The following is a 10,646-nucleotide window of genomic DNA, read 5'->3' on the forward strand; positions in this document are numbered from 1 at the left end:
GGGTCAACGTTCTATGGGCCCTGATCCGTGACGGGAAGAGCTACGAGCCTGCACTCCCCGTCACATCAGCGGCTTGACAACATCATTAGGAGGTCTGCTGATTCTCCGTCACACTCTGGACCTCTGCGGCGAGTTCGGTCATCCTGCGCTTGTCCGGCTTGCCGTTGCGGTTGAGCGGGAACTGGTCCACCACGATCACGCGGTTGGGCTGCTCGTAGGGCGGCAGCAACTCGTCCAGGACCTCGCGCCAGTGGGCCGCGTCGCGCTGCTGCTCGTCCTCCACGAAGAAGACCAGGCTGCTGCCGCGGCGCTCGTCGGGCAGCGGCACGATCCGGGCCGAGCAGCCGCCGGCGGCGGCCTTGCGCTCGACGATCTCGGGGTAGAGCGTGTAGCCGTTGCGGTGCACCGCGAACTTGCGGCCCAGCACGAAGAGGTTGCCCGCCGCGTCCAGGTAGCCGAGGTCGCCGGTGCGGAAGACGCTCTGGTCCACCGGGTCGATCCCGCCGTCCGGCGTGAGGTAGCCGACCATCACGTCCGGCGTCTCGATGAGCAGTTCGCCCACTTCGCCGGCCGGCACCTCGTTGCCCTCGTCGTCCACCACCCGCACCCGCAGGCCGTCCATGACCTGCCCGCAGGAGACGGCGTTGTCGCTGGTGGCGAAGGCCACGTTGCCCGCCTCGGTGCTGCCGTAGCTGTCCAGCAGCGGCAGGCCGAAGCGCTCGATGTAGCGCTCCACCAGGGCCGGGTCGAGCGGCGCGGCCCCGCTGCAGAACATCCGGACCGCGCCCAGCGCCTCGGCGAGGGCCGGTCGCTGCCTGATGATGTTCAGCATGCTGCGGTAGGTGGCCGGGGTCGCGTCCAGCACGGTGGCGCCCGAGTGCCCGGCCATCCGCAGCGCCCGGTCGGCGCGCTTGTAGGGGGCGATCACCAGCGAGCCCTGGACGATCCAGGCGATCAGCACCATCGACAGGCCGTACTGGTGCGAGAAGGGCAGCAGCGGCAGCAGGACGTCGTCCGCGCGGTGGCCCATGTGGTGCGCGTTGCGCTCCAGGTTGGCCAGCATCCGGCCGCCGTTCTTGACGATGCCCTTGGGCTCACCGGTGGACCCGGAGGACCACATGATCAGCGCGTCGTCCAGATCGGACCAGGCGTCGAACGAGAGCCGCTCGTCGGTGACCGCCAAGTCCGGTGCGGAGGCGATCAGTTCGTAGAGGTAGACGGGATCGGTGTCGGTCGGTACCGGGGCGTCGTCGTCCACCAGGACCAGCTTGGTGCCGGCCCGCCGGATGATCGAGCCGGTGGCCTCCTGCTTCTCCTGCTGGTCCACCAGCACCACCGAAGCACCCACGTGCATCAGGGCGAAGAGGACCGAGACATAGGCGATCGAGTTGCCGGCCTTCAGCAGCACCCGGTCGCCGAGTCCCACGCCCCGCTCCCGCAGGACCTGGGCGACCCGCAGGGTGTCCTGCTCGAACTCGGCGAGCGTCGCTGCGGAGTTCTCCGCGAGGATCTTGGCCGGCATCGGCTCCACTCATCCTTCTCGTGCTCGGCGGCCCACCCGTAGCCGCCCGCGCCCGGGGCGGCCGGGGGGTGGTCCCAAAGGGGGGATTCGGGGCGGGCCGGGCCCGCACGTACCGGAGCGTATCGAGCATCCGCCAGGGCCGGAAACCCCTATCCGACCCCAGCCGCCGTACCGTCAACTACCCGTTCCACACAAGGGATTGGACACGCCGAAGCACCGCGCGGGAGTCCGTCCCGGCGGTGCGTCGGTGACCCGGCCGCGTCAGCTGCCGGGCTTGAGGGCCGCCTCCGGCGCGATGGTGATCACGGCGAAGCTGTCGGCCGTGCAGGTAAGGCGGCGCAGCAGCCGGTCCCGTCCGACGATGGCGATCCGCCGCACGCCCTGCTCGACCAGCGTGTCCACCACACCGGGCCAGCGCATCGGGCGGGTGTAGCCGCCCAGGATCCACTCCCGGGCCTGCTCGGCACTGGTGACCAGCGAGCCGTCCTGGTCGGAGACGATCGGCAGCAGCGGGTCGCGCAGCCGGTAGCCGCCGAGGACGTCCTGCTCGATCCGCTCGCGCAGCGGGGCGAAGATGGCGGCGTGGGCCGGCGGGCGCATGGTGTAGAGGGAGTAGCCGCCGACCGCGCCGATCCGCTCCTTGAAGCCCTCCAGCGCCCGCTCGTTGAGCGAGACCATGGACATGTCGTCATCCAGGTACGAGGAGATCTCGTACCACTCGCCGGCCTCGGCCAGTTCGGCCAGCAACTCGGCCAGGGCCTGCGGGCCGACCTTCACGAAGGAGTGGGTGACGATGTCACTGTGCTGCTCCATGAAGTACTCGTGCTCGCAGCGGGCGAGTTCGGCGACCAGCGGCACGGCCTCCTCGAACGGCAGCACACCCGCGTACGCGGCCGCCGCCATCTTGCCGAAGCTCACCCCGGCGCAGTGGCCGACCGGGCCCGGCAGTTGGGCCGCGCCCCACTCGACGAGGGCGAGCGAGGCGACGAACGAGGTGATCTGCGCGACCTCCGCGTAGTCGTCCTCGCTCTGCCGCAGCGCGTCGAAGACCCGGTAGCCGAGCACCTCGTCGGCGACCGAGAACAGTTTTCTGGCCTGCCTGTTGACCACCATGAAGCGGCCGAAGTCGGCGAATCGCGACGGGCCCATGGCAGGAAAGACGATAGCGCTGCTGCCCGGCTCACCGGTCGTCATGTCAGCCCGTTCTCTCGGCCGTGTCGGTCGCCCCGAACCTAGCGGCGCGGACAATCCCCGCCACCCCCTGTCCGCCCCCTACTCCCCTTGCCACCGAGTGCCGGCCCGCGTTTCGCCAGTGACAAAAACGGTGCCGTAGGGGGAAGTTAGGGGTTGCCCGGATTATTCGGGCACCCATAGCTTCGGCGGCGGCAATGCCCGTCCCGGATGATTCCGCTGCCGATGATTCCACCGCACCACGAGGAAGCCCGCGATGAGAATTGCTTGCTGGCAGGCCGCGTGCGGCTCCCCCGACGTTCCGCACCTGCTGGAGCGGCTTCGAGCAGCGGCCCGGCAGGCGGCCGAAGCGGGCGCGGAGCTGCTGGTCGCCCCGGAGATGACGGTGGGCGGCTACCCGCTGCGCCCCGGCACGCTGACCGAGGCCCGTGAGCCGGTCAGTGGCCCGCACGGCCTCGCGGTGGCCCGCATCGCCCGCGAGTTCGGCATCGCCGTGCTGCACGGCTGGCCGGAGAGCGACGGGGACGCCGTCTACAACGCGAGCCGGCTGGTCTCCGCCGAGGGCGTCCTGCTGGCCAACTACCGCAAGGCGCACCTGTTCGGCGAGGTGGACCGGTCCCGGTTCGTGCCGGGCGACCACGGCGTGGTGCAGGCGCGGCTGGGCGACCTGACGGTGGGTCTGCTGATCTGCTACGACGTCGAGTTCCCGGAGGCCGTGCGGGCGCACGCCCTGGCCGGCACCCAACTGCTCCTGGTACCGACCGCGCTGATGCGTCCCTGGGACGTGGTCGCGCGAACCCTGGTGCCCGCCAGGGCCTTCGAGAGCCAGCTCTACATCGCCTACGCCAACTGGATCGGCGAGCGGGGCGGCCTGGACTTCTGCGGGCTGAGCACCGTGGCGGCCCCGGACGGCACCCGGCACACCCGGGAGGAGCCCACCGAGGGCCTGCTCCTGGCCGAGATCGACCCGGCCGTGGTGGCGAAGGCGCGCCGCGACACTCCCTATCTCCATGACCGGCGCCCCGAGCTCTACCAGGGCCTGCCCGACCGCCTGGGCTGACCCCGCGAGCCGGGTCCCGAAAGGTGTCCACCGATGTCCCTCAGTGCCCGCGCATTTCCGGCCGCGCGTGATGTGACCGCACCCCTGACGATGTTCGGCCCCGACTTCCCCTTCGCCTACGACGACTGGCTGCGCCACCCCGCCGGGCTCGGCTCGCTGCCCGCCGCACGACACGGCACCCCGGTGGCCGTGGTGGGCGGCGGGATGGCGGGCCTGGTCGCGGGCTACGAGCTGATGCGCCTGGGGCTGCGGCCCGTGCTCTACGAGGCCGGCGAACTGGGCGGCCGGATGCGGTCGGTGCCGTTCGAGGCGGACCCGCGCTGTGCCGCCGAGCTGGGCGCGATGCGCTTCCCGGTCGCGGCCAGCACGCTGTTCCACTACATCGACGCGCTCGGCCTGCGCACCCGCCCGTTCCCCAACCCGCTCGCCCCGGGCACCCCGAGCACCCTGGTGCACCTGGGCGGCGAGCGGCACTACGCGCGCTCGGTCGAGGACCTGCCCCCGGTCTACCAGGAGGTGGCCGACGCCTGGCAGAAGACGCTGCTGGACCAGGCCGAGCTGGCGGTGATGGAGGACGCGGTGCGCCGCCGCGACACCGTGCTGCTCAAGGCGGTGTGGAACCGCATGGTGCGCACCCTGGACGACCAGTCCTTCTACGGGTTCCTGGCGGCCTCGCCCTACTTCCGATCGTTCCGGCACCGGGAGCTGTTCGGCCAGGTCGGCTTCGGTACCGGCGGCTGGGACACCGACTTCCCCAACTCGATCCTGGAGGTGCTGCGGGTGGTGTTCACCGGCGCCGACCAGGACCAGGTGGGCATCGTCGGCGGCACCGGGCAGCTGGTCCAGGGCCTGTGGCGGCGGCCCGCGGGCCGGGCCGCGCACTGGCCGGCCGACACCTCGCTGGCGGGCCTGCACGAGGGCACCGCGCGCCCGGCGGTCACGGCGCTGCGGCGGGTGGCCGGCGGCGTGCTGGTGGAGGACGCGGGCGGCGGCCGGGCGACCTATCCGGCCGTGGTCCACACCCCGCACGTGTGGACGCTGCTGAGCCAGCTCGACTGCGACCCGGCGCTGCTCTCCACCGAGCAGTGGACGGCCGTCGAGCGGACCCACTACATGGGCTCCTCCAAGCTGTTCGTCCTCACCGACCGGCCGTTCTGGCGCGACCGGGACGGCGCCACCGGCCGTGACACGATGAGCATGACGCTCAGCGACCGGCTGCCGCGCGGGGTCTACCTCTTCGACGAGGGCCCGGACCGGCCCGGGGTGATCTGCCTCTCTTACACCTGGAACGACGACTCGCTGAAGGTCGCCACGCTCAGCGACGAGCAGCGGCTGGACGTGCTGCTCGGCCAGCTGCGCGAGATCTACCCCGGGGTCGATCTGCGGCGGCACATCGTCGGGCCGCCGATCTCGGTGACCTGGGAGACCGACCCGCTGTTCATGGGCGCCTTCAAGGCCAACCTGCCCGGCCAGTACCGCTACCAGCGCCGGCTGTTCACCCAGTTCTTCCAGGACGGCCTGCCGGCCGAGCGGCGCGGGCTCTTCCTGGCCGGCGACGACGTCTCCTGGACGGCCGGTTTCGCGGAGGGCGCGGTCACCACGGCGCTGAACGCCGTCTGGGGCGTGCTGCACCACCTGGGCGGCGCCAGCAGCCCGGACAACCCCGGGCCCGGCGACGTCTTCGACCGGCTCGCCCCGGTGCAGTTGCCGGAGGACTGAAGACCTTCCGTACATGGACAGTTCAGCATCTGAACAACGGGGGAACGGATGGAACTACTGGAGCAGGGAATCCGCGGTGAGCCGGTATGGTCCGTGCTGGACAGAGCGACCGGCCGGAGCGGCTCGGATACAGTCATGGCACAGTTGATCAGCGCAGCACAGCCCACGTGGGTCGAACTCCTCACGGGCCTGGACAGCACGGAGTTCGAGGAGCTGCTCCGGACCCTGCGGCCGCACGCCGAGGCGGACACCCCGCGGGTGGGGCGGCGCTGGACGCTCTGTCTGGCGGACCGGGTCCTGCTGGTCTCGGTCTACCGGCGCACCAACCTGACCATGCGTGAGGTCGCCGTCGTGTTCGGGATCTCCAAGTCGGCCGCCGACCGGATCGTCGGCCAGCTCGGGCCGCTGCTCGACCTGCCGCCGGTGCGCCACCGGCGCAGCCGGCTGACCCTGCGACTGGACCGGACCGGCGGTGAGGCTTCCGCCGCCCCGGCCGGCGAATCCCGGTCGGATCCCTGCACCGGCGGTAACTGACAGAGCATCAGAAACGCATCATCCGGCCGGTCCGGACCAGCGAACACGCTGGCCCGGACCGGCCGTTGACGTATCGGTGTGCCCGATCGGGCAGCTGGAGACCTGCTCGGTGTGCCCGATCGGGCACACTTCGGCCCGGCTGCCGGCCCCGCCTCTAACGGGACAACCGCACTGCATCCCTGATCGGGCGCCCACCGAACCGCCCGGAGCGAAATGAAACCTGGTGAACCATCAAACATCGACGAAAACTTCGGAGTTAACGCGGCGTTTCCTACCACCGCGCCCCCGCGGCGCGCGGAGCCGGCTGCCCGATTTGTTGTGCCATGTCGGATCAATCACCTTCCCCGACCCTCCGCGGGGCCTCTCCGGGGCCTCTCGGGGGCCTCTCGGGGGCCGACATCCTCAATTCCTGATCAGTTCTCCACGGCAGGCGTGTCCCCGTCACCCGAGCAGTGTTATGTTTCCGACCAGCTGTCCCGCAACTAACCACGGCCGGACCACAACGGCCCACCTGTGCGCGGACTTGGAGTGCTGCGGGCCCACCCGTCCGGTGCGACCCGAATAGCTCACCGCTGCTCAGGTGAATCCTCAGTCGTCAGAATTTTCGTGCATTTCATCTGGGAGAAATGTGTTCCAGCACGGAGTGCGGCAGGCCTTTCCTCTGCAAAAGACCGCCGTGCCGGAGTCCCCCCTCACCACCCGGGCCGAATTCCATGTGGCAGGACCGTCGACCACCAGACCTCGCCTGGGCCGGATTCAGGACCCGAAGCAAGGAGCAGCCATATGACGGGCCGTCCTGACCTCATCGAGCGCACCGAAGAACTGCTTGTCCTCAACAGCATCACCACCTCGGCGATCCAGGGAGCCGGCTCGGTCGGCCTGGTGGTCGGCCCGGTCGCCAGCGGCAAATCCGTTCTGCTCAGTGCCCTGGGCGAGCAGGCGACCGCGGCCGGTGCCACCGTGCTGCGCGCCACCGGCGCGCAGGCCGAGTCCGGCACCCCGCTGAACATCGTCGGCCAGTTGCTGCAACAGGCCCCGCTGGATGACGAAGAAGCCGTGCGGACACGGCACTTGCTGGCGCTCGCCGCCCAGGCCACCCGGCCGGGCCAGGCCGGCCCCACCGGTCAGGCCGGCCCCGAACAGCTGCCGGCCGACCTGGTGCAGGCGCTCTGCGCGGTCCTCTTCGACCTGTCGAAGTCCGTCCCGCTGCTGATCTGCATCGACGACGCCCACCACGCCGACCCCGTCTCCCTGCAGTGGCTGCTCTTCCTGATCCGCCGGCTCGGCACCGCCCGGATCGCCGTGGTGCTCACCGAGCGCACCGCCCGCCAGCACCCGCAGCCCGCCTTCCACGCCGAGCTGCTGCGCCAGCCACACTGCCGCCGCATCATGCTCGGACCGCTCAGCCGCGACGGGGTGGCCCAGCTGCTCGGCACCCGGCTGGACCCCGAGCAGGCCAAGGAGCTGGCGCCCCGGGTGGACGCCCTCACCGGTGGCAACCCGCTGCTCGTGCACAGCCTGCTGGAGGACCTGCGCTCGGCCACCCGGCAGTCCGCCGAACAGCGCCCGGTGGGCCTCGGTGACGGGTTCGCCTTCTCCCAGGCCGTGGTCAGCTGCCTGCACCGCAGCGAGCCGGCCGCACTCGCGGTGGCCCGTGGCATCGCCGTCCTCGGCGACCAGGCCTCCGACCACCTGCTCGGACAACTGCTCGGCCTCTTCCCCAGCCTGGTGGCCGGCGTCATCGACGGCCTGCACTCGGTGGGCCTGCTGGAGGAGGGCCGGTTCCGGCACCCCGCGGTGCGCACCGCCGTCCTGCACGACACCGACCCCACCGAACTCAGCCACCTGCACGCGCAGGCCGCCCGGCTGCTCTACGGCCAGGGCGCGCCCGAGCGGGCCATCGCCGAGCAGTTGCTGGCCTCCGACCAGCCCGGTGAGGGGTGGAGCGCACGGGTCCTGTGCGACGTGGCCCGCCAGGCGCTCTTCGACGGCGACGCGGACCTGGCCCGGCGCTGCGTCGAGCACGCCCACCGCAGCTGCGCCGACTCCCGTCAGCGCGCCAAGGTGCTGACCCTGCTGGCCGGCGTCGAATGGCAGCTTCAGCCCGGCAACGCCACCCGGCACCTGCCGATGCTCACCGCCGCCCTGCGGGCCGGCGAGCTGGACGACCGGGACTCGGTGGTGGTCGTCAAGTACCTGCTGCGGCACGGCCGGATCACCGAGGCCACCCAGCTGCTGGAGCAGCTGCTGACCCTGGGCCGGCCCATCGACGCCCGGACCGCCTCCGAACTGCAGACCGTCAAGCTGCAGTTCTCCAGCTCCTACCCGGGGGCACTGGCCGAGCTGCGGCCCTTCGGGTCGTGCGGCGTCAACCAGGACCGCACTCCGGCGGCCGTCCGCGCCGACCCGCAGCTGCAGGCCGCCGCCGCCCTGGACGAGGTACTCAGCGGCCGGGCCGACGAGAACACCTTCCTCGGCGCCGAGCAGGTGCTGCGGAGCATCGGGCTGACCTACCGCCACTGGGAGCAGGTCGAGTTCGCGCTGCTCGCGCTGATCTACGGCGACCAGCTGGAACGCGCCGCGTTCTGCTGCGAGCAGCTGCTGGGCAGGATCGGCCGGGCCGCCGAGGGCATCCGCCCGCCGCTGCTCGCCCTGCGCGGCCTGATCGCGGTGCGCCAGGGCCTGCTGGCGGAGGCCGAGCGCTACGCCACCAGCGCCCTCGAACAACTCCCTTGGAATGCCTGGGGGGTGAACATCGGCCTGCCGATCGCCACGCTGCTGATGGCGCAGACCCTGATGGGCAAGTACGAGGACGCCGCCCAGCTGCTCAACCGCCCGGTCCCGCAGGCCATTTACCAGACCCGCTACGGGATGCACTACCTGTTCGCCCGCGGTGAGTTCCGGCTGGCCACCAACCACCCGCACGCGGCCCTGGACGACTTCCTGATCTGCGGCGAGATGATGCAGGACTGGGATCTCGACCTGCCGAGCGTGGTGTCGTGGCGCAGCGCGGCAGCCCGGGTCCACCTGCAGATGGGCAACCACCAGCAGGCCAAGGTGCTGATCGACGAGCAGTCCAAGCGGCTGCAGCCCGGCCCCTCGCGTTCGCGCGGCCTGACCATGCGGCTGAGCGCGGCGGTCGCCGAACTCAAGTACCGGCCCTCGTTGCTGCGCCAGGCCGTGGACGACCTCCAGCGCTGCGGCTCGCGGGTCGAACTCGCGCTGGCACTGGCCGACTTGGGCTACGCCCATCAGAGCCTCGGCGATCACAAGCGCTCCCGGATCATGATGAGCCAGGCCTGGCAACTGGCCAAGGAACAGTGCGCCGAGCCGATCCAGCGCGGGCTGTCCAGCATGTTCTCCGACCTGCGCGAGGAGGTGGCGCCGGCACCGGCCACCGACGCGGCCGCGGCCTGCGCCGGCTCCGTCGTGGACGGGCTGAGCGACGCCGAGCGGCGGGTCGCCGGGCTGGCCGCGCTCGGGCACAGCAACCGGGAGATCGCCCGCGAGCTGTTCATCACGGTCAGCACGGTCGAGCAGCACCTGACCCGGGTCTACCGCAAGCTCAAGGTCACCCGGCGCAGCGATCTGCCGAGCGACCTCTGCCTGGTGACGAGCGGCTCCACCTGGTTCGCCTCCTGACCGCTCGGCGCGGCAGGGTGAGGGAACGGCCCGCGGCGGCCGGCTTCGGCCGGCCGCCGCGGGCCGTCGGGGGTTCACCGGGCCGGCCGGGTCGAGCGGCTCAGACGGTGTGAGCGGGTGAGGCGGTGTGAGCGGCTCAGACGGTGTGAGCGGGTCAGGCGGTCAGGCGATAGGCGGTCAGGCGATGCAGGTGCGCAGGTGGTCGGTGATCTCGCCGAGCACCGCGCGCTGCTGGGCGGCCAGGTAGAAGTGGCCGCCGGCGAAGACCCGCAGCGTGAAGTCACCGGTGGTCTCCTCGGCCCAGGCCTTGGCCTCCGCCACCGTGGACTTGGGGTCGTCATCGCCGATCAGCGCCACGATCGGGCAGCTCAGCGGGCCGCCCAGCGGGCGCTGGTAGGTCTCGATCGCCCGGTAGTCGTTGCGGATCGCGGGCAGGATCATCCGCAGGATCTCCTCGTCGCCCAGCAGCGCGGTGTTGGTGCCGCTGAGCGTCTTGAGCTCGCCCACCAGGCCGTCGTCATCGCGCTGGTGGACGAACTCCGCGCGATGCGTGGCCGGACCGCGCCGCCCGGAGGCGAAGAGCGCGGCCGGCACCCGCCCCTCGGCCTCCAGCCGGCGGGCCAGCTCGAAGCCGAGGATCGCGCCCATGCTGTGGCCGAACAGGGCCAGCGGACGGTCGTCCAGCGTTCCCAGCACCCGGTGGACCTGGTCCGCCAGCTCGGCGATGGTCCCGATACTCGGCTCCGTCCGGCGGTCCTGGCGCCCCGGGTACTGCACCGCCAGCACCTCGATCTCCGGGGACAGCGCGGCCGACACCGGGAAGTAGAAGCTCGCCGAGCCGCCGGCGTGCGGCAGGCAGAGCAGGCGCACCCTGGCGTCGGGGGCCTGGTGGAACCGGCGGATCCACAGGTCGGACTCGGCGCTGGTCGGGACGCTCATTCGGGTCTCTCATCTCTCTCGGGTTGGAGCCGCCCCGGC

7 protein-coding genes are annotated in these 10,646 nt (G+C 71.4%); 4 read left to right on the forward strand and 3 right to left on the reverse strand.

Annotated elements, in window-relative coordinates:
• Window positions 1-85 precede the first annotated feature (85 nt).
• Together ACFZB9_RS17700 and ACFZB9_RS17705 are read right to left on the reverse strand one after the other, a co-directional pair.
• Window positions 86-1,522 (reverse strand): class I adenylate-forming enzyme family protein, encoded by a 1,437-nt coding sequence (locus ACFZB9_RS17700; protein WP_391448095.1) that lies wholly within the window; start codon window positions 1,520-1,522, stop codon window positions 86-88.
• 261 nt (window positions 1,523-1,783) lie between these two features.
• Window positions 1,784-2,671 carry an ACP S-malonyltransferase gene (locus ACFZB9_RS17705; RefSeq protein WP_391448096.1) on the reverse strand — a complete coding sequence of 296 codons (888 nt, stop codon included), beginning with the start codon at window positions 2,669-2,671 and terminating at the stop codon, window positions 1,784-1,786.
• A gap of 298 nt (window positions 2,672-2,969) precedes the next feature.
• On the opposite strand from ACFZB9_RS17705, the gene ACFZB9_RS17710 reads away from it, so the two are divergent.
• From ACFZB9_RS17710 to ACFZB9_RS17725, 4 genes are all read left to right on the forward strand, one after another.
• Window positions 2,970-3,773 (forward strand): carbon-nitrogen hydrolase family protein, encoded by an 804-nt coding sequence (locus ACFZB9_RS17710; protein ID WP_391448097.1) that lies wholly within the window; start codon window positions 2,970-2,972, stop codon window positions 3,771-3,773.
• Window positions 3,774-3,806: 33 nt separating this feature from the next.
• The gene (locus tag ACFZB9_RS17715; RefSeq protein ID WP_391448099.1) at window positions 3,807-5,492 is read left to right on the forward strand and encodes a flavin monoamine oxidase family protein; all 1,686 of its coding nucleotides are present in this window, start codon (window positions 3,807-3,809) and stop codon (window positions 5,490-5,492) included.
• 135 nt (window positions 5,493-5,627) lie between these two features.
• A complete protein-coding gene (locus tag ACFZB9_RS17720; RefSeq protein ID WP_391448101.1) occupies window positions 5,628-6,026 on the forward strand; it encodes a transposase family protein in 399 nt (132 codons plus the stop codon).
• Window positions 6,027-6,809: 783 nt separating this feature from the next.
• Window positions 6,810-9,668: an ATP-binding protein gene (locus tag ACFZB9_RS17725; protein ID WP_391448103.1), complete on the forward strand. Its 2,859-nt coding sequence runs from the start codon at window positions 6,810-6,812 to the stop codon at window positions 9,666-9,668.
• Between the two features lie 177 nt (window positions 9,669-9,845).
• Here the strand turns inward: ACFZB9_RS17725 and ACFZB9_RS17730 are convergent, their stop codons facing one another.
• Window positions 9,846-10,607, reverse strand: coding sequence for a thioesterase II family protein (locus ACFZB9_RS17730; RefSeq protein ID WP_391448105.1), 762 nt, complete (start codon window positions 10,605-10,607; stop codon window positions 9,846-9,848).
• Window positions 10,608-10,646 lie beyond the last annotated feature (39 nt).

The sequence above is a fragment of the Kitasatospora sp. NPDC008050 genome, from assembly GCF_042957465.1.
Lineage (GTDB): Bacteria > Actinomycetota > Actinomycetes > Streptomycetales > Streptomycetaceae > Kitasatospora.

Bases quoted from the DNA above. Each gene is read 5' to 3' on its own strand.
- ACFZB9_RS17700 (WP_391448095.1), bottom strand. From the start codon at position 1,522: ATGCCGGCCAAGATCCTCGCGGAGAACTCCGCAGCGACGCTCGCCGAG.
- ACFZB9_RS17705 (WP_391448096.1), bottom strand. From the start codon at position 2,671: ATGGGCCCGTCGCGATTCGCCGACTTCGGCCGCTTCATGGTGGTCAAC.
- ACFZB9_RS17710 (WP_391448097.1), top strand. From the start codon at position 2,970: ATGAGAATTGCTTGCTGGCAGGCCGCGTGCGGCTCCCCCGACGTTCCG.
- ACFZB9_RS17715 (WP_391448099.1), top strand. From the start codon at position 3,807: ATGTCCCTCAGTGCCCGCGCATTTCCGGCCGCGCGTGATGTGACCGCA.
- ACFZB9_RS17720 (WP_391448101.1), top strand. From the start codon at position 5,628: ATGGCACAGTTGATCAGCGCAGCACAGCCCACGTGGGTCGAACTCCTC.
- ACFZB9_RS17725 (WP_391448103.1), top strand. From the start codon at position 6,810: ATGACGGGCCGTCCTGACCTCATCGAGCGCACCGAAGAACTGCTTGTC.
- ACFZB9_RS17730 (WP_391448105.1), bottom strand. From the start codon at position 10,607: ATGAGCGTCCCGACCAGCGCCGAGTCCGACCTGTGGATCCGCCGGTTC.